Here is a 22375-nt window from a genome sequence, read left to right on the forward strand (position 1 = left end):
CTTACTCCACAATCAGAACGACTTGCGCCGTTTCAGCCGTCTCAACGCCGATGGAGGCGCAGTCAGACCCGAAAAAGCTGTTGCCGGTGAATTCGATTTCGTCAGCAATCAATAGCGTGCAAGCATTCAGATCCTCATCATTGGTGCCTGAAAACACAACGTCGCTGGTTGGAAAATAGAGCGCGCCGGTAAACGATGTGGCGCTGTTGCCATTTAAAACATGTTCAATATTCGAATCCGCCGGATCGGCATAAATCAGGACGCCTTGATAAGGGTCCAGATCGGATGTCGGCGCCGAAAGCTGAACATCCGCACCGCCATTCATGTGTAGTTGCGCCCCGCCGGTCAGAAAAATCGTCACGCCAGAGCCTACCAGAGTAGCCGTTGAGTTTACGCTCACATCGACGCCATCGAAAATATACATGCCCGGATCAAAGGTGATGTCGCCCTGGATTGTGACATTCGGGCTGCCCGCACAGTATGTCGTCACTGTTCCGGGTGACACGGTCCTCGCTGTCCCCGGGCTCACGCTGAGATCATCTTTCAATGTTTGATCGCATGTGTCAGGCGTCGGAAAGGTCAGCCCCGCATAGGGGTCGGGAAATGGACGCGCGCCGGCGTAAGGCGCAGCGCAGTCCGTCAAAGTCAACGAACCGCCGGCGCCGTCTATACCGCCTACGGCGGACGCGCATTCTGTCGTCACCTGCGTCGCGCCCTGAAAATCGATGGCGTCTGATGCGATTGAGTTCGACGCCACGTCGCATCCTTCAAGCACCAGGGTCGAGGAGCCCGCGAAGCCCACCGCCTTGTTCGCAGATTTGTTCAGCGCCAAGACGCAAGCCGGCCTTGCACCAGCCGTACGCGAGACGGCGCGGGCTGAAATCTCCACCGTCGGAGACGTAAAAAAGATCTTCGTGAAAAGCCTCGGCTTGCGCTCAACCAGCACAACCTCGACCGCACGCGCATCGCCTGAAAAAGCGCCGGAAGTCGGGGGCGACTGGACCACCGGCGTGTCCGCTGTCACGGCGCTAAGCCCCGTTTCATAGGCGGCGTAGGACGCAGCCGCCGTTGCGTCCGAAAGTCCGCGGCCCTGCGCCAGCTGCGCTGCGCCGGAAAACGCGGCCGCGTCCGCCGCGCTTTGCAAGGTCCTGTGCGTGTATTGCCAGTACATCACTTCTGCGCCCAGCGCGGAAAAACCGACAATCACCGGCGCGGAAAGGGCGAAAACAATTGCAACCGAGCCCTTTTTAGAATCGCGGAACGCTCTGAGTGGATTGAGCCTCATTGTTCTTGTCCTTCTTCACTCACCCGCAAATCAAGGGGTAGGCAGGACAGTTTGACGGAGTGTTGAGGCAATGGAGCAACTTAACAGAGAATTCGCGCCAAGTTTTCCGGACAATTTCTGCGTAATTCCGGATACAGAAATCTCTGTGAAAATTGAAAATATCGCCGTTAGTGTGGCAGCGTGAGATTCGAGATCAGCGAAACCACTTCGGGCATCCGGCTGCAACCCGTCTTCTCGATAATTTTACGGACCTGCGTGCGCACGGTGTTGATCGAAACGCCGCCATTCTCGGCGATCTTCTCCACCGGGACGCCGGCGCCAAGCTCGCGCGCAACACTCGCCTCCGCCGCCGTCAAATCGAACAAGGACCGCAACAGGTCCGTCGACGGGCGGGCCTTGAGATCGATCGGGTTGAACACGAGCAGCGCGTAGCCCTTGGCGAAAATATCATGCGCCGAGCCGCTGACCGGCACCAGATGCGCGACATAGGCCGGGCGGCCTTCATCATTGCGGATTGCAAAGGACTGCACCGCCGAGCGTTTGTCGAGCGAACCGAGCGCGGCCTGAAACAACTCATTTGCGTCGCTGTCTTTCAGGGCGAGGCGATCATTGGCGCCCCACATGATCGCGTCGGAGAGAGTGTCCACTTCGCCGCTCGATTCGACGCCGGTTCCGTTGAGGTCGAGCAGGATCACCGGCACGGAGAGTTTTGAAAATGCGTCCCGCGCCGTCGTCGCGGTCTGAAGTCCCATGCGCGCCGCGATCATCGCCGCGCGCGCCAGGTGTGGGCGCAGTTCATTCAGCGTCTCGATGAACGGCCCTTCAATGGGCCCCCGGTCATGAGTGCGCTCCACGCTGACCACGATATGATCGCCGGTCGGCATGATGAGCCCGGTGCCGGCCGACCAGCCGAGATCGCGCGGATAAAAGAAGTCCTGATAGATGTCGTTGTTCTGGATCTCGTCTTCGGTCCAGTAATCAAGCTCGGTCAGAAAACTCGAATGCGCCTTTTCGAGGAGACAGACACGCCGCCCGCAGCGGCGAAACCAGCCGCCTTTCAGATATTCGTCAAAGGCGCTGTAAACGCTGTCGCTCGCAGTCCAGTTGAGAGTCTTCTCTTTTGTGGAAAGGAGGAGCCCGCCTTTTGACTCCGTCATTTCCGCCAGCTCGCTCAAAATTCCCGGCCAGAGATCGGGAACGAACGACGCCTCGTAAATGCGGTCTATAAACGCTGTTCTCATAATCCCTCCGGCCCCACACACGGACAGCGCCGTCATCTTGTTCGAATGAGGGAACGCGATCAACGACCGGGTTGTCGCGGGGGCTGGCGAAAGCGCGCATCGCCGCGACCGGCGATGCGCGTTTCCGTCTTTATTCAGCCGTCTCGACCGCGACGGCCGCAGCCGCCAGTTGCGCGTCACAGGTCTTGCCCTGATAGAGCCCGACCATATAGAGCCAGCGCTTTTCCGCGATCGCCCGCTGTTCGGCTTCGCGCTCTTTTTTCTTCTTCGAGGACCGGCCGAGAAGGCCGCCCACCTGGCCGATGGCGCCCACAGCGCGGCCCGCCCCGGCGGAAAGCGCGGCCTGCTGCGCGAGCCCCGTGCCGAGACCCGCGACATATTCACCATCCATCAGCGCTTCCGACGGATTGCCGCCGAGCACCGCTTCCATGGCGCCCACTTCTTCAATGATCTGGGTGCAGCTCATGGCCGCGTCGCCGAATTTCATGGGTTGCGTCAGCGCCGGCGCGTCATCGTCGTCACCGGCATGGGCGGCGCCGGCGGCGACAAGCGCGAGGCCGAGCGCGGCGATAAAAGTCAAAAAGATCGAAATGGCGTTGCGCATGTCGGAGATCCCTTCCTTGAGCGTCATAAACAAACAGGTGTCTTCAACGCATCAACCGTTGGTTGCGTAATGGCCCTCCCCCGGATGCGCCGAAGACAAGGGCGAGCATAGGAATCAAGCCGCCCCCGGCATCATCAAAATTGGTGATGGATTTGGCGGATGCGCGGCGGCGGCGCCGCCATTTTTGACCCGCATAGTTGCTGACGTTACGGCGCATGTGGCGCCATTTGGAGGTTTCCGCTCAGAAACCTTTTTCCCGTCATCCCGGACAAGCGGCGGCTCGCCGACGCGCAGATCCGGGATCCATAAACCGTCGCCATGATGATGAGCTGAGATCCCGGCTCGGCCTGACGGCCGTCCGGGATGACATGCGGGGCTCGCCTCAATACACAACATGCCACGCAGTATACGGCCGTCAGAAAAGTGGTGAAATTTTATTCACGGGTTCCGGAATGGCCTTATACTTGCCGCCGCCCCCTGCGCCCCTTGAGGTTTTCAAAACACCCCCATCCCCCGCTTCGCGGGTACTTCCCCCGCATTTCCGCTTGCGCGCATGCGCGCGCGGGCGGGGGAAGAGGAAGCTTGCCTGAAACACGGAGTTTCTCTTCCCCCGTTCACGGGGGAGGTGTCAGCGCAGCTGACGGAGGGGGCGTTGTTGCATCACACGCTTTCAACGAGGATTATTTGCTAAAGCGCGTCACGACAGTTTTGGGGCTTTAACCCCCTCACCCCCAAGGGGGAGAGGGTGGAAGTTGGGAAATTAGCCCTCTTAGAATAGATCAAATTTTGTACGCTAACTCTATGACAATGTCATATTAGAAATCATTTATATCACTCGCCACTCAAATATTTTCCATCGGCTCATCTTCGTATAACATGCTAAAATGTCCGAATTCGCACTGATCCCCAAAATACTTCCTGCATTCCGCAGGTTACGCGGACACTATGATCGGAAAGGCGAAAACGATTTACGTGATTTGATTGAAGCAGGTCGCGTTTATATCGAAGAAGAAACAGAGTTCGATGGCTGGAACGGCGGAACCTATGGCCATGACGTTTTTGTATTTGTTCCTGAAGAAATGATGGCTTTGGTTGATCTAGATAACCAAGATGAGATTTTTAATCGTGTAAGAGATGACCTGAACAAGGCAACACCTGAAATTGAGAATGAGTACGTTCGCGCATGTTTTCTTAAACCCATAGATGAGGGAGATCCGCAGTGCCAAGCGGCAGTCCCTTTTACTAAGGAAGCGCGCGTAGAACCAAGAAACATAGAGCTCTGGAGGCAGAATGCGCTGCGCCTATTTATAAGCCATCGAGACGAACATAAAGAAATTGCTCATACTCTTGCAAGCGCACTTGATCCTTTTGGAGTCAGCTCGTTTGTTGCGCATGATGCAATTAAGCCAATGAGAGAATGGCAGCACGAGATACTAAATGGGCTGATGACCATGGAAGTTATGCTTGTGTTGTTGACCGATGATTTCCACGAAAGCGTGTGGACCAACCAAGAAGTCGGATTCGCTCTCGGAAAAAATATTCCCATTATTTGCGTGAAACTAGGGATAAGGGACCCACAAGGTTTTATTGGATCAAAACAAGCCCTAAAGGCCCAAAAGGAGAATATCTTTTTAGCTGCAACTGAAGTGCAAAAAGCACTTATAAATGAAATTGGTCAGGAAGGACGTCTGAAAGAGGTGCTCATTGAGGCATTCATTACGGCTACTAATTTTAGCGATGCCATCGATGGGCTTGACCGCTTAACAAAGACAACGGACAGATTAACTGATGTCGAATTCAAGAGGATTTTAGATGGCTATGCTCGCAACGATCAACTCTACAATTGCGTAGGAATTCATAATAGGGGCAATTGGTTTAAGCGCTACTTGGAGGACGCGACCGGAAAACAGCTTGAGTTTAAAGACAGAAGAATTATCGAGGTGACCGCTGAACTTGACGACGACATTCCATTTTGATCTTTGATGCGGCCTCTTCAATTCAGCCGCCTACCCCCCAAATCCCTTTCCCGCTCCCCGGCAGGCCCAACCTCTCCCACATCTCGTCGACGCGTCGCACGACATCCTCATCCATGCAGATTTCCTCGCCCCATTCGCGGTGCGTTTCGGGCGGGAGCTTGTCGGTCGCGTCGAGACCGATCTTGGAGCCGAGCGAGGCTTCGGGTGAGGCGAAGTCGAGATAGTCGATCGGCGTATTCTCGATCACGGTGATGTCGCGCGCCGGGTCCATCTTGGTGGAGACCGCCCACATGACGTCTTTCCAGTCGCGCGCATTGATGTCGTCATCGACGACGATGATCCATTTGGTGTACATGAACTGGCGGAGGTATGACCACGCGCCCATCATCACGCGCTTGGCGTGACCGGGATAGGCCTTCTTCATGCTGATGACCGCGATGCGATAGCTGCACCCTTCGGGCGGCAGCCAGAAATCGGTGATCTCCGGAAACTGCTGTTGCAGGAGCGGGATGAACACCTCGTTCAGCGCTTCGCCGAGCACGGAGGGTTCGTCCGGCGGGCGGCCCGTAAAGGTCGAGAGATAGATCGGGTCTTTCCGGTGGGTGATCGCGGTGATGGTGAACACCGGAAAACGCTCCACGGAATTGTAGTACCCTGTGTGATCGCCATAGGGCCCTTCATCGGCGTAGTCGTCGAGGGAGACATAGCCTTCCAAAACGATCTCGGCTTCGGCGGGGACTTTCAGCGGCACAGTCTTGCAGTCGACAAGCTCGACTTTCTTGCCGCGCAACAATCCGGCGAAATGATATTCCGACAAAGTGTCCGGCACCGGCGTCACCGCGGCGAGGATGGTGCCGGGGTCCGCGCCGATCACCGCAGCGGCGGGCAGCGGTTCGCGTTTCTCCTTGCCCCAGCGCGCATGATGTTGCGCGCCGCCGCGATGTTTGAGCCAGCGCATGATGGTTTTATCGCGCCCGAGCTTTTGCATACGGTAGATGCCGAGATTGAAATCGTCCTCGCGTTTGTCGGAAGGGCCCTTGGTGACAATCAGCGGCCAGGTGATCAGCGGCGCCGGCTCGCCCGGCCAGCAGGTCTGGATCGGCAGCGCGTCAAGATTGATCTCGTCGCCGGTCTTCACCACTTCCTGACAGGGCGCGCCCCAATCGCGGCTCGCTGGTTTCATGGCCATGACGGTCTTGGCGAGCGGCAACATCTCAAGGGCGTCTTTCAATCCGCCCGGCGGTTCGGGCTGGCGCAGGAAGGCGAGCAGCTCCCCCACTTCGCGCAGATCCGCGCCGGTTTCGCGGGCCTTGCCTTCAAGCGTCACGCCCATGGCGACGCGCTTCACCGTGCCGAAGAGATTGACCAGCACCGGCATCGCGGAAATCGACCCGTCATCCATCACCGGCTTTTCAAACAGCACCGCCGGGCCGCCCTCCGCGAGGAGGCGCGTCTGGATTTCCGTCATTTCGAGCTTCACCGCCACGGGCTCCGAAACGCGGACAAGCTCGCCCGCTGATTCGAGCCGCGCCAGAAATTCACGCAAAGAGGCTGAAGGCTGAACCGGTTTCGTCATCAAACTTCCCTTTAAACTTCCCTCTTGGGACGCCGGGTTTCGCAATCGGCGCCCCTTTGCCTCGTTTCAGCCCGGTTAACGCCCGGTTCACCAAAATGTAAGCACCCGGCTTAACGTATTTTTGGCGCCTCCCCTTTACGGTGACGACGCCGGAGCATACCTTATCAAGGCGCGGCGCGGGATAGCGGCGCACGAAGACAAAACCGCCCAGTTTGCGTCACCCGGAACGGTCCGGGTTCCATGTAAAGGGGTATTCGGGAGTTTGTTCGGCCATGTTGCCGATCGTACATCAGGTGTTTGGATCATTGCTGGTTGTTGCGGGTCTCATTGTCCTGCCGCTGCCGATTCCCTTTGGCCTGATCATGCTCACCATCGGCTTCGCCCTGCTCGCCCCTTACATTCCGGCGGTCCAGCGCCTGATCCGGCATATGCGCGGCAAATGGCCCAATCTCGACGAGCAGCTTCGCCGCCACCACCACCGCATGCCGCCGGTCATCAAAAAGACCATCGACAAGACCCACCCCGCGCCGGCTGAATAACCGAAAATAGAACGGAACGGATCGTTGTTCTGTTTCATTTGACCCGCCCGCAGGAGCTTTTTACGCTATGCGGCGCTTGGTTGCGTTGTTGCCAGAAACGCCGCCCTTCCGCTGGAAGGCTTTTTGCGGCCGCTTTAACAGGAGAGATCATGACCGCCCCATTGAAAATGCTTGGCAAAACGCTCGGCGCCGGATTCGCCCTTCTCGCCCTCGCCGCCTGCGGCGGAGAAGACAGCGCTTCTGTCTCGAGCGAACAGGAAAGCAAAGTTCTGCCGGGCGGCGGCACGGTCAAGGAAATGGTCGAAATGCGCCATGAGGCCATGGAAGATATCGGCGACTCCTTCAAAACCATCAGCGACCAGTTGAAGTCCGGCTCGCCCGATCTCGACGCGATGAAAAGCTCCGCCGCGCTGATCGCCGAACATGCCCCGAATGTGGGCGACTGGTTCCCGGCTGAAACCTCGCCTGCACTCGGTGTCGACACCGATGCGCTCGCGACCATCTGGGAAAGGCCGGAAGACTTCGCCGCCATTGCAGCAAAATTCGAAACCGCCGCGGGCGAATTGAACGCCGCCGCGCAGACCGGCGATGTCGAAGCGATCGGCGCCGCTTTCAAGGCGACCGGCGGTCAATGCAAAGCCTGCCATGATGACTTCCGCGAAGATGACTGAGACCGCGGCTGGCGCACAGGCTGACGGTTCCGCTGCGGGCGCTCTCGTCTGGGACTGGAGCGTCCGTCTCTTTCACTGGACCACCGTCGCGCTGATTCCCATGCTCTGGCTGTCCGCCGAAAACGGCGCCATGGACTGGCACCGGCGCTTCGGCCTGACGCTGATGGGGCTCCTCATCTTCCGCCTTTACTGGGGCGTTGCGGGTATGAACACCGCGCGTTTTCAAAACTTTGTCAAAGGCCCGAAAGCGATCACTGCATATATCGCAAGGATGAAGCGTCCCTACACGCCGGCGGCGGGGCATAACCCGCTCGGCGCGCTCAGCGTAATCGCCCTTCTCGCCGCGCTGACAGCGCAGATTACCGCCGGTCTTTTCGCCGTCGATGTGGACGGGATTGAATCCGGCCCGCTGTCGAGCCTCATTTCCTTCAAACAGGGGCGCGCGGCCGCCGAGTTTCACGAGTTCTTCTTTAATGTGTTGCTGGCGCTGATCGTCCTCCACATCGCCGCCGTCGCTTATTATTTCATCGCCCTGAAAACCAACCTCGTCAGAACCATGGTGACCGGACGGCGCAAGGGCGCGGTCACGGCGAATGCCGGACCGTTTCCGCTCACGCGATTTCTCATCGGCGCGGCGCTGGCGGTCGCAGCCGTGACGCTAGTGCAGCTTTAGGCCGGCGCGCATTTGCGCGCCGCCGCCAATCCCCCTAATATTTCGGCAATGGAAAAGAAGGGGGAGCGTTCCATGAAAACCATCATCTGCATGCTGGCGGCGTTTTGTTGCCTTTGCTCGGCCGCATCCGCGCGGGACAAAGACACCCGCGCCTATAAGGGCCCGATCATCGACATGCACCTGCACGCCTATCCGGCGGACGGCAACGGCCCGGCGCCCAACGCCGTCTGCCCGGGCGTTGCCGCGAACCTTCAATATGATCCGAAAACGCCCTGGCCGGCGAAAATGGGCGAGCTGATGACGGACCCACCTTGCGAAAATCCGATCCAGGGACCGGCGACGGATGAGGAAGTCCGTGACCAGACCATCGCGATCATGAAGAAATACAAGATGAAGGGTGTGCTCAGCGGGCCCGCCGGCCGGATCGTGGATTGGCAGGAAGCGGCTCCCGACTTCTTTATCGCCGGTCGCGAGCTCAGCCTCAAACGCGACGATGTTTCCGCCGAGGAAATCGAGACGGAATTCGTCAACGGCGATTTTCAGGTGCTCGCCGAGGTCACAAACCAGTATCGCGGCATTCTCGCTGACGACCCGGCTTTCGACGCCTATTGGGCCGTCGCCGCCAAACATGATATTCCGGTCGGCATTCATCTCGGCGTCGGCCCGCCGGGCGCGCCCATGCTCTATCCCGATTTCCGCGTTCAGACGCCGTTGCAAATAGAAGCGATCCTCAACCGTCATCAAAATCTGCGCGTTTATATCATGCATGCGGGCTTTCCGTTTGCGGACGATATGAAAGCCATGCTCTATCTATATCCGCAGCTTTATGTGGACACAGGCGTGTTGCAACTCGCGGCCCCGCGCGAAGATTATTACGCATTTCTCGAAGAGCTTGTCCGCGCCGGTTTTGGCGACCGCATCATGTTCGGCTCGGACCAGATGAACTGGCCCGGCATGATCGAGGAAGGCATTAACGCGATCAATGACGCGCCTTTCCTCACCTATGAACAGAAGAAAGACATTTTGCACGACAACGCCGTGCGATTCTTAAGGCTTGAGGAGTAAGGGCAAATAACTTTCTCCCTATTCGAAGCTCAGACCATCAAGAATGAATTTATTCTGGCTATCTTTTTTACTGTTTCTTGCCTGCTTAATTGCGGAAAGCATTACGTCATTCGTCTTCATCAAAGATAGCAAAAAGAGACATCCTGCCCTTTGGGAACATGCGGGCAAGCCGACATTACTCGGCAACGGCGACTTGATTAGCGCCTTTCCTCTTATTCAGTATGCACAAGCGCGGCGCTACGAATCGTTGGCAGATGAAAAATCAATTGCATTTGCGGATCGAATCCGAATGCCCATGGTCATCAGCTATTACGCTGCTGTAGTTTCGGCTTTGATATTCATCGCGGTCGCTATCTTGACCAACTTATAATGAGCAGTCTTCATCAAAGCTTTGAAAAATCCGGCTTGCGCTTCTGCATAAAGGCCATGCCGGCTTCGCGGAATTCAGCGGACTGAAGCTGCGCCGCGAAATGGCGGCCTTCTTCCTGCATGTGTTTCAACACAGGCGACCGGTCGCCCTTCATCAGCTTCTTGGTGAGCTTCATGGCGGCGGGCGCCTTTTCGGCGATGCTGGTCGCCGCCGCCATGGCGGCGTCTTCCAGCGCGCCCGGCGCGACAATCTCATTCACGAAACCAAACTCGCGCGCGCGCGCAGCATCGATCTTTTTGCCGAGAATCAGCATTTCCGCGGCGCGCTGATGACCGGCGATCTCCGGCATCAACAGGCTCGACGCCGCTTCCGGCACCAGGCCGAGATCGACGAAGGGGGTGTGAAAGGTCGCCGCTTCGGAGGCGTAAACCAGGTCGCAATGGAGCAGCATGGTGACGCCGACGCCCACCGCCGGCCCCTGCACCGCCGCGATCAGCGGTTTTTCCGCCGTTGCAATGGCTTCGAGGAAACGCATGACCGGAGGGATCTCCGCCCCGCCGGCGATGGCCCCGGCGCCGCTCATGAAATCGCCGATGTCATTGCCGGAGGTGAAGACGTCGCCTTTGGCGTGAAAAAGGATCGCCCGGACGCCGTCATCCTCGCTGGCGCGGGCCAGTGCATCGGCGAGCGCGGCGTACATGTCCGCGGTGATGGCGTTTTTCTTGTCCGGGCGGTTAAAGCCCAGCTTGAGGATCGCGCCGTCCTGGGTGATGGAAATGTGATCGGTCATAAATCAGCCTTTCGCAATTATTGCGACTTGACGCAATCAGGGCCAAAGGATCAAGAACAGGATGCAGTTTGAAGGCCGCTCCATGCAGATCCGCATCCTTGAAACCGGCGAACCGCCGGAGCCGTTAAAAAGCCAGTTCGGTGATTATTTCGCCATGTTTCAGCGGCTGTTGACGCCGCATACGTCTCGTTTTTCGTTCTCGACGACGCGGGCGCATGAGGGCGAGGCCATGCCCGCGCTTTCCGAATTCGACGGTCTGTTGATCACCGGCTCGCCCGCCGGCGTCTATGACGCCTATGACTGGATTGAGCCCTGCGCCGAACTGGTGCGCCAGACCGCAAAAGCCGGCAAGCCGCAGGTTGGCGTCTGTTTCGGCCACCAGCTGATGGCGAATGCTTTCGGCGGCAAGGCGGAAAAATCCGACAAGGGCTGGGGCGTCGGCGTTCATGATTATGCGATCAAGGCGCAAACGGACTGGATGGCCCCGCCGTCGAACCACATCGCCTGCGCCGTTTCCCATCAGGATCAGGTGACCGAACTGCCGGAAGGCGCGCGCATTCTTGGCGGTTCGGAATTCTGTCCCATGGGCGTATTGGAATTCGCGCAGGGCCCGGCGATCTCCTTCCAGCAACATCCGGAATTCGCCCATGACTATGGCGAAACCCTGTTGCGGTTCCGCAAGGGCCGCATTCCCGCCGACCGCGCCGATCCCGGCATCGCCAGTTACAAAAACCGTTCGGACCGCAAGCTCATGGGCAAATGGATCGCGAATTTCTTTCTGCAACATGCAAGGTGACGCATGACCGACCTGACCCTCACCATCGGCGATAAAAACCTTTCCTCCTGGTCGTTGCGGCCATGGATGCTGATGACCCATGCCGGCATTCCGTTTACGGAAGAAAACATCAAACTCGACCAGCTTTATTCCCGCAAGATCCTCAATGAGAAGTCGCCTTCGGGTCTGGTGCCGTTTCTCGCCCACAAAATGTCCGGGGGCGATTTTGTCGTCTGGGATTCATTGGCGATTGCGGAACATCTCAACGATCTCTTTCCCGAAAAACAGCTCTGGCCGGAAGACATCAAAGCGCGCGCCATCGCGCGCAGCGTTGCGGCGGAAATGCATTCCGGCTTTTCGGCCCTGCGCAATGTCTGGCCGATGATGTTCCTGCGCGAAGGTCTCGCTCACACCACCTCCGGCGGCGTTCAAAGGGACATCGACCGCATCAATGACCTCTGGACCATGTGCCGGAAGAGCTATGGTTCCGGCGGCGATTTCCTGTTCGGCAAGTTCTCCATCGCTGATGCTATGTATGCGCCGGTGGTCTCACGCTTCGTCACCTATGGCCCGCTGGACCTGTCGCCGGAAGCTTCCCGCTATCGCGACATGATGTTCGCCCTGCCCGCCATGAAAAAATGGGGCGACGGCGCAAAGGCGGAGCTGGCGGCTAGTTAAACGGTCAGTGGACCAGCGACCTTTCCTTCTGACAACTCGAAACCACATGAGGCGCACAGTTTAGCTTTCGGAGTGCGAAATGGTTTGGAACATTGCGGACAAGGTCGTCCATAGTCGCTTAATCTAACCGAATAGAGAAAATCCGGATGTTCTAGGCGCACTCCACAGATATCCTCATACTTATCAAGTGCAATCTGTCCACCTGGATCAGCCTTTCGAGCTTCAACTAAAGATGCTCCAGTCTGCGACCGAAAATCCCTGATCGCAGTAATCCGGTTTTCCAAAGCACGAGCAATAGGTGCGTACTCCTCATCAGTAAGAAGGGGTACGTCTCGTTTTAGGCGCCATGAATAATAGACCTTGGGCATGATTGGAGAAGCTATCATTATGTCTCGATCCTCTCCAACCGTTCACCCCGGCGAAGGCCGGGGCCCAGCAATATGATAAAGTCGGGCGAAGCTCGTCATATTTTAAGGGCTGGATCCCGGCCTTCGCCGGGATAGTCGGAGAAATAGCCTGATCGCTGAACCTCCCCTTAAAAGGGAGGTTGATTCTTCATCCGCCTTGCCTTGCCTCGCCTCGCCCAACCGACTATCTCCGGCCCATGCAAACCAAAGAAGCGCAAGCCATTCTCGAACGCCTGATCGCGGACGCCAAGGCCGAAGGGGCCGAGGCCGCCGACGCGGTCCTGTTTCACTCCGTCTCCTCGGGCGTCTCCTGGCGCATGGGCAAGCTTGAAGACGTCGAGCGGTCCGAGGCCGCCGATCTCGGCCTCCGCGTATTGATCGGCAAACGCCAGGCCTCAGTCTCAACCACCGACCACTCCGCCGCCGGGCTCCAGGAACTCGCCGAGCGCTGCGTCGCCATGGCCAAAGCCGCCCCGGAAGATCCATGGTGCGGCCTCGCCCCGGCCGACCGCCTCGCCACGCCGCCCTTCCCTGAACTTGATCTCGGCGATTTCGCCGAACCCTCAACCGACGTCCTGAAATCTCGCGCCGCCGAATGCGAAGAAGCCGCGCTCGCGGTCAAAGGGATCGTCAATTCCTCCGGCGCCGGAGCGAGCTATGGCGAAGGCTATAAATGGCTGATGACCAGCCACGGCTTTTTCGGCCAGTCCGGCGGGTCCAACCACTCCGTCTCCGTCAGCGTCGTCGGCAAGGACGACAACGGCATGGAGACCGATTACGACTATGATTCAAAAACCCATCTGAGCGATCTGAAAAGCGCAGCCGCCGTGGGAACAAGCGCGGGCGAGCGCACTGTGCGCCGCCTCAGTCCGAAGAAAATCAAAAGCCGCACCGCGCCCGTCATTTTCGACAACCGGCTTTCAAGCTCGCTCATCTCCCAGCTTGCCGGCGCGGCCAATGGCGCGGCAATCACCCGCGGCGTCAGCTTCCTCAAGAACAAGATGGGCGAGAAAATCTTCGCCGACGGGATCAATATCATCGACGATCCGCATCGCCCCCGCGGCGCAGGTTCACGCCCCTTTGACGGCGAAGGCGTCGCCAATGGGCGCATCGACCTCATCAAGGACGGCGTTCTGACCGCATGGCTGCTCAATAGCGCGCAGGCCGCACAGCTCGATCTTGAAACCAATGCGCGCGCCACGCGCGGCACCGGCGGCGCGCCGGGATCAGGCCCGACCAACCTGACGCTTCAACCGGGCGCTGTGTCTTTCGATGCTCTTTTGAAAGATGCGAAAGACGCCCTCTATCTGACCGATATGTTCGGGCCGCAGGTGAACCCCAATACCGGCGACTATTCCGTCGGCTGCTCCGGCTTCTGGGTGGAGAATGGCGAGATCGCCTATCCGGTGAGCGAAATCACCATCGCCGGCAATATCCTTGAAATGTATGCGGGTCTTATCCCCGCGAACGACCTTGAAATCCGCGGGTCCGTCAACGCGCCGAGCGTCCTGGCGCCGTCGATGACCATTGCGGGCGACTGAAGAAATAGACGGAGCGTTTCATGAGCGACAAACAATTGCTGCATCTTGTCTTTGGCGGCGAGCTTGAAAATCTGGAAGAGGTCAAATTCCGCGACCTCGACAAACTCGACATGGTCGGTGTGTTTCCTAATTACGCGGCGGCCGAAAAAGCCTGGCGCGCAAAAGCGCAACAGACCGTGGACAACGCGCATATGCGCTATTTCATCGTCCATATGCACAAGCTCCTGGATCCCGACGGCGACGGGAAGTTCTAGGCTGCGTGGCCGAACCCTTCACCCGCGAAGAATTTGAAACGCCGGAAGGCCGCAAACGCGCCTTTCGCGACCTGATGCTGCGCGACCATGGATTCCTGCGCACGGTCTATGACAATTCCCATGAGATCGCGCCGGGCAGGATGTGGCGCACCTATCAGCCGTCGCCGAAACATCTCGAACGCTGGGCCGCAAAGGGCGTTAAAACCGTCATCAATTTGCGCGGACCGAAACCCTCTGGCCAGCTTTTCCTTGAGGAAGAGGCTTGTGAGCGCCTTGGCTTAGATCTTGTCAATTTCCGCGTCTATTCCCGCGAAGCGCCATCAAAGGAAATCCTCCATGGCGCGCGCAAACTGTTCGACGAGATCACCTACCCTGCGATCATGCACTGCAAGTCCGGCGCAGACCGCGCCGGCGTGATGGCGACGCTGTTCCTGTTTTTTCACGAAGGCGTCCCGCTCGACGAAGCGCTCGACCAGCTCTCATTCAAATACGGGCATGTGAAAGCCGGCAAAACCGGCGTCATCGACGCCGCATTTGCGCGCTATATCGCTTATGCCAAGGAAAGGGACATCTCACTCAGCGACGTGGATGCGTTTTTCGACTGGGTCGACGGCGACTACGATCCGGTGGAAGTCAAAGCGACGTTCCATTCCAAGGGCTGGGGCGACTTGCTGACGGAAGTTATTTTGAGAAGAGAGTAAGGTGATTGAACGATCTCCCTCCTCCCCCATTTATGGGGGAGGTGTCAGCGAAGCTGACGGAGGGGGCATGCAACTATTCACCCCCTCCGGCCCTTCGGGCCACCTCCCCCGCTTGCGGGGGAGGAAAACCTCAGCTCACATTTTCAAAAGCAGCTAAGCCAATTGCAACGCCGCCTGACGCGCATAGGCGCCGCCGCTTTCCACCAGTTGATCATGAGTTCCGGTTTCGACAATCCGTCCCTTGTCCATGACAACAATCATGTCGGCGTCCTTCACCGTGGACAATCGATGCGCAATGACGAAGGTTGTGCGACCGGCGGTCAACCGTTTCAGCGCGTCCTGAATTTTCGCTTCCGATTCCGCATCGAGCGCAGACGTCGCCTCATCAAGGAGAAGGATCGGCGCATCTTTTAAAAACGCGCGCGCCAGCGCCACGCGCTGGCGCTGGCCGCCGGAGAGATTGGCGCCGCCCTCACCCAGGACGGTGTCATAGGCGTTCGGCAATTGGGCGATGAAGTCATTGGCCGCCGCATTTTCCGCCGCCTGAATGATTTCCGCGCGCGACGCGCCGGGCTTGCCGAAGGCGATATTTTCCAGCGCGGACATGTTGAACAACACCGCTTCCTGCGACACCAGCGCCATGCGCGCCCGTAAAGATCGCAGCGTCACCTGCGTAATGTCTTCGCCGTCGATCAGAATGCGGCCTGATGTCGGCTCATAAAGGCGCGGCAGCAAATTCATCAGCGTCGATTTGCCCGCGCCCGACGCGCCGACCAGCGCAACCATCTTGCCCGCCGGAATATCGAGGCTGACGCCCTCAACCGCCTTCGTATTGTCGCCATAAGCAAAGGCGACATTATCGAACCGGATCGCGCCCGGCCCCGGCGGCAGATCGAAGGCGTCCGGCGCATTGCGGATCGTCGGCGTCATATCCACAAGGGATAAAACCCGTTCAAAGGCGGCGAGCCCTTCCTGCGCCACCGCGTAAAGCGTGCCGAGGCTGCGTCCCGGCTGCGAAAGCATGATGAGCGCCGTTAAAAACCCGGTGAACTCCGAAAAACTTGTCGCGCCTGATGCGATGCGCATGGCGACAACGGCGATCATGACAGCGAACGCCACGGCGCCCGCCATGAAAATCACCGGCTCGTTCAACGCGCGCAGATAGGCCATGCGTTTCAGCACTGTCAGCCGGTCCTCAAACGCTGCGCTCGCCCGCGCGCGCTCCAGCGGTTCGATCTGATAAGTCTTCACCATGCGCGCGCCGGAAACGCTTTCGCCGATGAGCGCCGTCAGATCGCCCGCCTGTTCCTGCGCCTTGCGCGACGATGTACGCAGCTTCTTGCCGATATAACCGACAAAGACGCCAACCACCGCGTAGATCGCGATGACCACCGCAAACAGAACCGCATCCTGATGGATCATCACGGCGCAGAGCGTTGCAAACGTCGCCGCGTCGCGCACGCCCTTGGCGCCCCTCGCAAGGCTTTCGCGCAGGACCGTCATGTCATTGGTGAACCGCGCCATATGCTGGCCCGAAACCTCGCCCCGCAATTGCGCGAAATCGAGGGCGGTCAGCCGGTCGAACATGTCGTTCTGCATGTCGCGAAGGACAGAGAGCGAGACTTTCGCAGTCAGGCGCGTCGAAACGTAAAGCGACGCGGAGTAAAGCCCCGCGAGCGCGATGACGATGACCGGGGCGAGCCTGCCCACGGTTTCAAGCGCCGGTCCGCCAGCCTCCCCGGAAGAGGTGATCCATTCTACGGCGAACGCAAAGCCCGCCTGCGCCGCCGAATAGACCGCCATCACCAGGAGGGACAGCAGGAGCACTGGCCAGTAGCGGGCGAGATAATCCCGCCACAGGCGCCGGGCGAGGGAAACTGTTGACTGATCGGCCAAGTGGGCTCCTTTGCGTGGGCCTGTTTTCGCGGCCATTGTCGCGAGCGCCGCCGTCCCATGCAAGCAATAGGAGGACGCGCTGAAGACAGGCAAGCTATTGACCCCGCGCGGAAATTGAGGAACCCCGGAAGGATGTTCAAGCGCCTGCTCAGAAGCCGTCCCGCCATGCGCGCCCTGTCATGGCTCATCGGCGCCTATATCGGGTTCGTCTATGCGACCTCGCGCTGGACGCTCGAGGGCTATGAGCATGTGGAGGAGGCCCTCAAAGACGGCAAGGGCGTCATTCTCGCCTTCTGGCATGGCCGCCTCCTTATGGCCGCGGCGATCCGGCGCCACAGCGACGCCCGCGTTTTCATGCTGATCTCCGCCCATCGCGACGGGGAGATCATCGCGCAAGGCGTCTCCCGCTTCGGCGTCGAATTCATCCGCGGCTCCGCCGCCAATCCGAAAAAACCGGGGAAGAACAAAAGCGGCGCCTCCGCCATCGCCCAGATGGTCGCCGCACTCGAGAAGAACGCGATTGTCGGCTTCACGCCGGACGGACCACGCGGGCCCGGCGAAAAGCTGAAACCCGGCGTCATCCGCCTCGCCCAGATGAGCGGAGCGCCCATTATCCCAGCCGCCTATTCCGTGAGCCGCGGCAAACGCCTGTCCACCTGGGACCGGTTCCTGCTGGCCGCGCCCTTCTCGAAAGGCTATTACGTAGCGGGGGCGCCCATTCACGTGGCGGCGGAAGCGAGCGGTGAAACGCTGGAGCGGGTCCGCATGGAAGTCGAAGCCGCACTGATTGCCGTGACCCGTGACGCCGACGCGCTCGCGGGGCGAAAAACAGAAGAAGACTAGAAACGCCGGATGACGAGACCGCTTCGCGAACCCCTGGGCCTTAAAATCTACCGCACGGTGAGCCGCGCCGGCGCGCCGGTCGCGTCCTTCGCGCTGAAACAGCGCTTGAAAGCCGGCAAGGAAGACGCGACCCGTATTGGCGAGCGCCGCGGCGAGGCCGGACGCCCGCGCCCCGAAGGCCCGCTGGTCTGGATCCACGGCGCCAGCGTCGGTGAATCGCTCTCCGTCATTCCCTTGGTGCAGCGCCTCAAGGCCGACCGGCCCGACTACAATTTCCTCGTCACCACGGGCACCGTGACATCTGCTGCGCTGATGAAGGAGCGCCTGCCCGACGGCGCGTTTCACCAGTTCATTCCGCTCGATCATCCCGATTATGTGGAAACGTTTCTCGACCACTGGCGCCCTGACGCCGCCTTGTTTGTGGAATCGGAATTCTGGCCGAACCTCATTCTCGCGGCGAGACGGCGCGCAAAGTTTATGGGGCTCGTCAATGGGCGCGTCTCACCCCGTTCGTTCGAGGACTGGAAGCGCCAGCCCAACGCGATCAAATTTATTCTCTCTTCCTTCGATCTCATCATTGCGCAGGACCCGCAAAACGCCGACCGCCTGTCGGCGCTCTCCGGCCGCAGCATCGAAACCTATGGCAATCTGAAATATGCGGCGCCGGCCCTTCCCGGCGATGCGGCGGCGCTTGAGATTTTGACAGACCAAATCGGCGAGCGGCGGCGCTGGCTCGCGGCGAGCACGCATCCGGGTGAAGAAGAGCCGGTGTTGAAGGCCGCAAAGCTTCTCAAAGCCGACTTCCCCGACCTTCTCACCATCGTCACGCCGCGCCATCCGGGCCGCGGCGCCGAAATCGCAGCACTCTGCGCCACCCACGGCCTCACCTGCGCGCGGCGATCTGCGGAAGAACCGATTACACCGGATACGGATGTTTATATCGCCGACACGCTTGGCGAACTTGGTCTTTTCTATCGCCTTTGCGACGTAAGTTTCGTCGGCGGCAGTCTCGTTGACAAAGGCGGCCATAACCCGCTGGAGCCGGCGCGGCTTGGCGCGGCGATCCTCCACGGCCCTTATGTCTTCAATTTCGTTGAGACATATCGCGAAATGCGGCGCACAGGCGGCGCCGCGCTGACCCGCAATGAACGCGAAATCGCCTCCGCGGTGACGCGCCTCTTCGCCGACGCCAAAACCCGCGCCGCCATGACGGAAGCCGCGCGCGAGGCGGCCGAAGCCGGCGCAGAACGCATCCTCAGCGAAGTATGCGGCAAGATCGAACCTGTCCTGCCGGCCGAGACCACGCACTGATGCCAAAATCCTGGTCTTCGCCATGGTTCTGGCGCAGCGAGACGCTTGCCGGTCGCAGCATCCGGGCGGCGTTGACGCCGGCGGCCTTTCTCTATCAGATCGGATACAAAACCCGCATCGCGCTGACCAAACCGGCGCATGCAAGCATTCCCGTTATCTGCATCGGCAATGCGACGCTGGGCGGAACCGGCAAGACGCCTTTCGCGCTTCTCGTTGCGCAGCTCTTGAAACAAGAAGGCGTCACTCCTGCTTTTCTGACGCGCGGCTATGGCGGAGCGGAACAGGGACCGGTTCTCGTCGACCCTGACCGTCATGATGCGGATGATGTCGGTGATGAGGCGTTGTTGCTCTCAAAAGAGGCCATGACCATCGTCTCCCGCGACCGCCCCGCCGGGGCGGCGCTTGCCGCCCGCAAAGGCGCAGAAGCGGTCATCATGGATGACGGATTTCAAAATCCGAGCCTCTATAAGGATTTGTCGGTTCTGTTGATCGGCGCCGAAAACGAAACGCCGGGGACCGCGCTTTTCCCGGCGGGGCCGTTTCGCGAACCGCTCGCCGAGGCGAAAGCCCGCGCCCAGGTGACGGTCGCCATGGGCCCAGAAAAAAACGGGGCCGATTTCTGCGCCTGGTTAGAGCCAGTGGCGCCCGCGCCCGAACGCGTCATCGCCTTTGCCGGGATCGGCAGACCGGAGAAATTTTTCACGACGCTCGAAACGGCAGGCTACGACCTCGCTCAACGGATCGGTTTTCCGGATCACCACCGTTTCACCCCGGCGGAACGCCGCTTTCTCACCCGTGAGGCAAAGCGCGAGAAAGCGCGGCTGATCTGCACGGAAAAGGATGCGGTGAAGCTCCCCGCCGAATTCCGCGAAGATCTCCTCATCCTGCCGGTGCGCATGCGCGTCGATGACACGCCCGGATTGAAGCGCCGCCTCATGAGCGTTATCAAAGGCCGCCGGGGAGAGCGCGCGAAATGACCATGGCGCAAAGCGTGAGCGACATAGAAGAAATACCGCTGCCTGAGCGGCGGGACCGGCCCGTGACGGTCTTGCATCGGGTCGAGCTTGCGGCCGTTGTCGCGCTGACCGGTTTTTTCAAACTGCTCGGCGTCGACCTCGCCTCCGCGATCGCGGGCAATTTCATGCGCCATGTGGGGCCCCTCATTCGCCCGGTCTCACGCAAGGCGGAGCGTAGCCTCGCCCTCGTCAATCCGGACTGGACGAAGTCCGAGATCAACGCCGTCGTCAAAGACATCTGGGAGAATGTGGCGCGCACCGCCGCTGAGTTTCCCCATCTTTCCTATCTGCGCGAATTCGAAAGCAATGGCCGCGTCGAGATGGTCGGCAAGGAAAAGCTCGACGCCATTATCGCCAACGACAAACCGTCCATCCTCTTCGCACCGCATTTCGCCAATTGGGAGCTTGTTCCCTCGATCCTGCATCATGCGGGGCTGGATTACAGCTTCGTCTACCGAGCGGCGAATAATCCGCTGACTGATGAATATATAATCAACCATCGCGGGCGGGTCATGTCGCGCCGCCAGGTGCCGAAGGGAAAACGCGGCGGGCGCGCTTTGGTGGACGCGTTAAAAGAAGGCCGTTCGCTGGCTATGCTGGTGGATCAGAAATTGAACAGCGGGATATCGGTTCCCTTTATGGGGGTTCCCGCCATGACCGCGCCGGCGGCGGCGCGACTGGCGCTCAAATATGATGCGCCTCTGATTCAGATCGAACTTCAGCGCCTCAAAGGCGCGCATTTCCGCTTTACGGTGCATGACCCGTTGCACTTCACCCCGACGGGCGACACCGCCGAGGATGTGGAAGCGTTGACCATAAAGATCAATGAAGCGCTGGAAGCGCAAATTCGCGCAAATCCCGGCCAGTGGCTGTGGTTCCACCGGCGCTGGCCGAAAGAACTTTATTGATCAGTCCATGCACATGCCGACATAGGCGACATTGACGCCGGCGCCTGCGGCGGAACAGCCATTCGAATAGGTCCTGCCGTCACAGCCGCAGACCGGGCGATATTCCATGGTGCATATCTGCGGTTTTGCTTTGCATACGCCCGCAGCGTCGGCGATCTTTTCGCACGCGCCCAGCTCCATGGCGCAATACTCGCCCTCGCCGCTGCATTGAAATCCGGCGATCCCGCCGCAAAGACCGCCCGTTTCACCAATTTCTGGCTCGGGGCCCGGGCCCGCCTCTTCCCCCTGTCCGGCGCTTGCGCAGGCGGCCAGCAAGAAAAAGACAAGACCCGCAATCATGCGCATCAGTCGTCATCTCCGTGCATTTGCGACTGGAGGTAATTTTTCTCGCCGACCTTGTCGATCAGAGAAAGCTGGGTTTCGAGATGGTCGATATGCTCTTCCTCGGATTCCAGAATTTTCACTAGAATCGCACGGCTCACATAATCCTTGACGCTTTCGAAATAGGCGATCGCTTCTTTATAAAGCGGGTGGGCGCGCTGTTCGGCCTTGAGATCGCATTCCAGCGCCTCTTTCACATTCTCGCCGATATAGACCTTGTCGAGATCCTGAACATTCGGAAGGCCCTCGAGAAAAAGAATGCGCTCAATGAGCTCGTCCGCATGCTTCATCTCATCGATGGATTCGTCATACTCGACTTTCGCAAGGCGTGCGAAACCCCAATCCTTGAACATGCGCGCATGCAGGAAATACTGGTTGACCGTCGTCAGCTCGAGCTTCAGGGCCTTGTTGAGATAGTCGATAACCTTTTGGTCGCCTTTCATGGGGCGCTCTCTCCTTTTCAATCACTACCCCGCATTTTCAAGCGAAGCGGTTGCCGGTTCGCGTTAAGAAAATGCGGCTACTCGAATCTTCCCGCAGGATAAAGAACGCGACCGCGCGTCCAAGGATAATCTTTGCAAGCGACTATCAGTCGCGCAGAAATATAGTGGCGATGAAATGGAACTTTATTCGGCGGCGATTTTCGCGGCGCCTTCATCCTCGTCGCGCGCCGTCTCGATCAGCTGGGCGACGTCAGGCAGGCACTTGCCGCATTGCGGACGGCGACCACAGCGGCGGAAGACCTCGGCGACATTGCGCGCGCCATGGCTTGCAGCCGCAAGCTGGCGGTCTTTCAGCGCATTGCAGATACAGACATACATCGGGTTCGCCGGGTCCATGCTCCGCCGGCGCGATTCCTTGCCCGGCCCATTAA

24 protein-coding genes are annotated in these 22375 nt (G+C 59.2%); 15 read left to right on the top strand and 9 right to left on the bottom strand.

The genetic code is table 11. From position 1 onward, the window contains the following. Position 1: 1 nt before the first annotated feature. The 3 genes from ACFC5L_RS15465 to ACFC5L_RS15475 all read right to left on the bottom strand — a co-directional run bounded on the left by ACFC5L_RS15465 (position 2) and on the right by ACFC5L_RS15475 (position 3130). Entirely contained in the window at positions 2-1285 is a 1284-nt protein-coding gene (locus ACFC5L_RS15465; protein WP_375203481.1) for a pilus assembly protein TadG-related protein, read from the bottom strand. A 167-nt stretch (positions 1286-1452) separates the two neighbouring features. Further along, positions 1453-2526 (bottom strand): helix-turn-helix transcriptional regulator, encoded by a 1074-nt coding sequence (locus ACFC5L_RS15470; RefSeq protein ID WP_375203480.1) that lies wholly within the window; start codon positions 2524-2526, stop codon positions 1453-1455. Positions 2527-2656: 130 nt separating this feature from the next. Beyond that, complete coding sequence (locus tag ACFC5L_RS15475; RefSeq protein ID WP_375203479.1) at positions 2657-3130, bottom strand: hypothetical protein; 474 nt, start codon at positions 3128-3130, stop codon at positions 2657-2659. A gap of 884 nt (positions 3131-4014) precedes the next feature. On the opposite strand from ACFC5L_RS15475, the gene ACFC5L_RS15480 reads away from it, so the two are divergent. Then, positions 4015-5106, top strand: coding sequence for a toll/interleukin-1 receptor domain-containing protein (locus ACFC5L_RS15480; protein WP_375203478.1), 1092 nt, complete (start codon positions 4015-4017; stop codon positions 5104-5106). Positions 5107-5128: 22 nt separating this feature from the next. Here the strand turns inward: ACFC5L_RS15480 and ACFC5L_RS15485 are convergent, their stop codons facing one another. Next, positions 5129-6682, bottom strand: coding sequence for a UbiD family decarboxylase (locus ACFC5L_RS15485; protein WP_375203477.1), 1554 nt, complete (start codon positions 6680-6682; stop codon positions 5129-5131). A gap of 272 nt (positions 6683-6954) precedes the next feature. Between ACFC5L_RS15485 and ACFC5L_RS15490 the strand changes: the two genes are divergently transcribed. The 5 genes from ACFC5L_RS15490 to ACFC5L_RS15510 all read left to right on the top strand — a co-directional run bounded on the left by ACFC5L_RS15490 (position 6955) and on the right by ACFC5L_RS15510 (position 10000). After that, entirely contained in the window at positions 6955-7221 is a 267-nt protein-coding gene (locus tag ACFC5L_RS15490) for a PGPGW domain-containing protein (protein WP_375203476.1), read from the top strand. Positions 7222-7370: 149 nt separating this feature from the next. Beyond that, positions 7371-7892, top strand: coding sequence for a c-type cytochrome (locus ACFC5L_RS15495; protein WP_375203475.1), 522 nt, complete (start codon positions 7371-7373; stop codon positions 7890-7892). Beyond that, the gene (locus ACFC5L_RS15500; protein WP_375203474.1) at positions 7885-8565 is read left to right on the top strand and encodes a cytochrome b/b6 domain-containing protein; all 681 of its coding nucleotides are present in this window, start codon (positions 7885-7887) and stop codon (positions 8563-8565) included. Before ACFC5L_RS15495 ends, ACFC5L_RS15500 begins: the two co-directional genes overlap by 8 nt. Before the next feature lie 72 nt (positions 8566-8637). After that, positions 8638-9630: an amidohydrolase family protein gene (locus ACFC5L_RS15505; protein WP_375203473.1), complete on the top strand. Its 993-nt coding sequence runs from the start codon at positions 8638-8640 to the stop codon at positions 9628-9630. Between the two features lie 43 nt (positions 9631-9673). Next, positions 9674-10000, top strand: coding sequence for a hypothetical protein (locus ACFC5L_RS15510; protein ID WP_375203472.1), 327 nt, complete (start codon positions 9674-9676; stop codon positions 9998-10000). Between the two features lie 13 nt (positions 10001-10013). Here the strand turns inward: ACFC5L_RS15510 and ACFC5L_RS15515 are convergent, their stop codons facing one another. After that, positions 10014-10790 (bottom strand): enoyl-CoA hydratase, encoded by a 777-nt coding sequence (locus ACFC5L_RS15515; RefSeq protein WP_375203471.1) that lies wholly within the window; start codon positions 10788-10790, stop codon positions 10014-10016. A 61-nt stretch (positions 10791-10851) separates the two neighbouring features. Between ACFC5L_RS15515 and ACFC5L_RS15520 the strand changes: the two genes are divergently transcribed. The 5 genes from ACFC5L_RS15520 (at position 10852) to ACFC5L_RS15540 (ending at position 15146) form a co-directional block, all read left to right on the top strand. Further along, the gene (locus tag ACFC5L_RS15520) at positions 10852-11586 is read left to right on the top strand and encodes a glutamine amidotransferase-related protein (protein WP_375203470.1); all 735 of its coding nucleotides are present in this window, start codon (positions 10852-10854) and stop codon (positions 11584-11586) included. A 3-nt stretch (positions 11587-11589) separates the two neighbouring features. Then, on the top strand, positions 11590-12243 hold the full coding sequence (locus ACFC5L_RS15525) for a glutathione S-transferase family protein (RefSeq protein ID WP_375203469.1): 654 nt from the start codon (positions 11590-11592) through the stop codon (positions 12241-12243). A 604-nt stretch (positions 12244-12847) separates the two neighbouring features. Next, positions 12848-14191: a TldD/PmbA family protein gene (locus ACFC5L_RS15530; protein ID WP_375203468.1), complete on the top strand. Its 1344-nt coding sequence runs from the start codon at positions 12848-12850 to the stop codon at positions 14189-14191. Between the two features lie 20 nt (positions 14192-14211). Next, entirely contained in the window at positions 14212-14445 is a 234-nt protein-coding gene (locus tag ACFC5L_RS15535) for a DUF4170 domain-containing protein (protein ID WP_375203467.1), read from the top strand. A 5-nt stretch (positions 14446-14450) separates the two neighbouring features. Beyond that, entirely contained in the window at positions 14451-15146 is a 696-nt protein-coding gene (locus ACFC5L_RS15540; protein WP_375203466.1) for a fused DSP-PTPase phosphatase/NAD kinase-like protein, read from the top strand. Between the two features lie 153 nt (positions 15147-15299). Here ACFC5L_RS15540 and ACFC5L_RS15545 read toward each other — a convergent pair whose 3' ends face one another. Then, positions 15300-17042: an ABC transporter ATP-binding protein gene (locus ACFC5L_RS15545; RefSeq protein ID WP_375203465.1), complete on the bottom strand. Its 1743-nt coding sequence runs from the start codon at positions 17040-17042 to the stop codon at positions 15300-15302. 132 nt (positions 17043-17174) lie between these two features. Here ACFC5L_RS15545 and ACFC5L_RS15550 point away from each other — a divergent pair, with 132 nt between their 5' ends. From ACFC5L_RS15550 to ACFC5L_RS15565, 4 genes are read left to right on the top strand one after another with little or no spacing between them, the layout of a single operon-like run. Beyond that, positions 17175-17885, top strand: a complete 711-nt coding sequence (locus ACFC5L_RS15550) for a lysophospholipid acyltransferase family protein (protein ID WP_375203464.1) — start codon at positions 17175-17177, stop codon at positions 17883-17885. A 9-nt stretch (positions 17886-17894) separates the two neighbouring features. After that, positions 17895-19196 (top strand): 3-deoxy-D-manno-octulosonic acid transferase, encoded by a 1302-nt coding sequence (locus tag ACFC5L_RS15555; RefSeq protein WP_375203463.1) that lies wholly within the window; start codon positions 17895-17897, stop codon positions 19194-19196. Then, positions 19196-20173, top strand: a complete 978-nt coding sequence (gene lpxK, locus ACFC5L_RS15560) for a tetraacyldisaccharide 4'-kinase (protein ID WP_375203462.1) — start codon at positions 19196-19198, stop codon at positions 20171-20173. The genes ACFC5L_RS15555 and lpxK overlap by 1 nt, the downstream gene beginning before the upstream one ends. 14 nt (positions 20174-20187) lie before the next feature. Continuing rightward, on the top strand, positions 20188-21120 hold the full coding sequence (locus ACFC5L_RS15565) for a lysophospholipid acyltransferase family protein (RefSeq protein ID WP_375203461.1): 933 nt from the start codon (positions 20188-20190) through the stop codon (positions 21118-21120). Here the strand turns inward: ACFC5L_RS15565 and ACFC5L_RS15570 are convergent, their stop codons facing one another. From ACFC5L_RS15570 to ACFC5L_RS15580, 3 genes are all read right to left on the bottom strand, one after another. Then, positions 21121-21465: a Kazal-type serine protease inhibitor family protein gene (locus tag ACFC5L_RS15570; RefSeq protein WP_375203460.1), complete on the bottom strand. Its 345-nt coding sequence runs from the start codon at positions 21463-21465 to the stop codon at positions 21121-21123. Continuing rightward, positions 21465-21944 carry a bacterioferritin gene (gene bfr, locus ACFC5L_RS15575; RefSeq protein ID WP_375203459.1) on the bottom strand — a complete coding sequence of 160 codons (480 nt, stop codon included), beginning with the start codon at positions 21942-21944 and terminating at the stop codon, positions 21465-21467. Before bfr ends, ACFC5L_RS15570 begins: the two co-directional genes overlap by 1 nt. 183 nt (positions 21945-22127) lie before the next feature. Beyond that, a complete protein-coding gene (locus ACFC5L_RS15580; RefSeq protein WP_375203458.1) occupies positions 22128-22340 on the bottom strand; it encodes a (2Fe-2S)-binding protein in 213 nt (70 codons plus the stop codon). Positions 22341-22375 lie beyond the last annotated feature (35 nt).

Source organism: Hyphococcus sp., assembly GCF_041986965.1.
Classification (GTDB): domain Bacteria; phylum Pseudomonadota; class Alphaproteobacteria; order Caulobacterales; family Parvularculaceae; genus Hyphococcus.

Excerpts from the sequence above, each read along its gene's own strand:
- ACFC5L_RS15465 (WP_375203481.1), bottom strand. The coding sequence starts at position 1,285 with ATGAGGCTCAATCCACTCAGAGCGTTCCGCGATTCTAAAAAGGGCTCG.
- ACFC5L_RS15470 (WP_375203480.1), bottom strand. The coding sequence starts at position 2,526 with ATGAGAACAGCGTTTATAGACCGCATTTACGAGGCGTCGTTCGTTCCC.
- ACFC5L_RS15475 (WP_375203479.1), bottom strand. The coding sequence starts at position 3,130 with ATGCGCAACGCCATTTCGATCTTTTTGACTTTTATCGCCGCGCTCGGC.
- ACFC5L_RS15480 (WP_375203478.1), top strand. The coding sequence starts at position 4,015 with ATGTCCGAATTCGCACTGATCCCCAAAATACTTCCTGCATTCCGCAGG.
- ACFC5L_RS15485 (WP_375203477.1), bottom strand. The coding sequence starts at position 6,682 with ATGACGAAACCGGTTCAGCCTTCAGCCTCTTTGCGTGAATTTCTGGCG.
- ACFC5L_RS15490 (WP_375203476.1), top strand. The coding sequence starts at position 6,955 with ATGTTGCCGATCGTACATCAGGTGTTTGGATCATTGCTGGTTGTTGCG.
- ACFC5L_RS15495 (WP_375203475.1), top strand. The coding sequence starts at position 7,371 with ATGACCGCCCCATTGAAAATGCTTGGCAAAACGCTCGGCGCCGGATTC.
- ACFC5L_RS15500 (WP_375203474.1), top strand. The coding sequence starts at position 7,885 with ATGACTGAGACCGCGGCTGGCGCACAGGCTGACGGTTCCGCTGCGGGC.
- ACFC5L_RS15505 (WP_375203473.1), top strand. The coding sequence starts at position 8,638 with ATGAAAACCATCATCTGCATGCTGGCGGCGTTTTGTTGCCTTTGCTCG.
- ACFC5L_RS15510 (WP_375203472.1), top strand. The coding sequence starts at position 9,674 with ATGAATTTATTCTGGCTATCTTTTTTACTGTTTCTTGCCTGCTTAATT.
- ACFC5L_RS15515 (WP_375203471.1), bottom strand. The coding sequence starts at position 10,790 with ATGACCGATCACATTTCCATCACCCAGGACGGCGCGATCCTCAAGCTG.
- ACFC5L_RS15520 (WP_375203470.1), top strand. The coding sequence starts at position 10,852 with ATGCAGTTTGAAGGCCGCTCCATGCAGATCCGCATCCTTGAAACCGGC.
- ACFC5L_RS15525 (WP_375203469.1), top strand. The coding sequence starts at position 11,590 with ATGACCGACCTGACCCTCACCATCGGCGATAAAAACCTTTCCTCCTGG.
- ACFC5L_RS15530 (WP_375203468.1), top strand. The coding sequence starts at position 12,848 with ATGCAAACCAAAGAAGCGCAAGCCATTCTCGAACGCCTGATCGCGGAC.
- ACFC5L_RS15535 (WP_375203467.1), top strand. The coding sequence starts at position 14,212 with ATGAGCGACAAACAATTGCTGCATCTTGTCTTTGGCGGCGAGCTTGAA.
- ACFC5L_RS15550 (WP_375203464.1), top strand. The coding sequence starts at position 17,175 with ATGTTCAAGCGCCTGCTCAGAAGCCGTCCCGCCATGCGCGCCCTGTCA.
- ACFC5L_RS15555 (WP_375203463.1), top strand. The coding sequence starts at position 17,895 with ATGACGAGACCGCTTCGCGAACCCCTGGGCCTTAAAATCTACCGCACG.
- lpxK (WP_375203462.1), top strand. The coding sequence starts at position 19,196 with ATGCCAAAATCCTGGTCTTCGCCATGGTTCTGGCGCAGCGAGACGCTT.
- ACFC5L_RS15570 (WP_375203460.1), bottom strand. The coding sequence starts at position 21,465 with ATGCGCATGATTGCGGGTCTTGTCTTTTTCTTGCTGGCCGCCTGCGCA.
- bfr (WP_375203459.1), bottom strand. The coding sequence starts at position 21,944 with ATGAAAGGCGACCAAAAGGTTATCGACTATCTCAACAAGGCCCTGAAG.
- ACFC5L_RS15580 (WP_375203458.1), bottom strand. The coding sequence starts at position 22,340 with ATGGACCCGGCGAACCCGATGTATGTCTGTATCTGCAATGCGCTGAAA.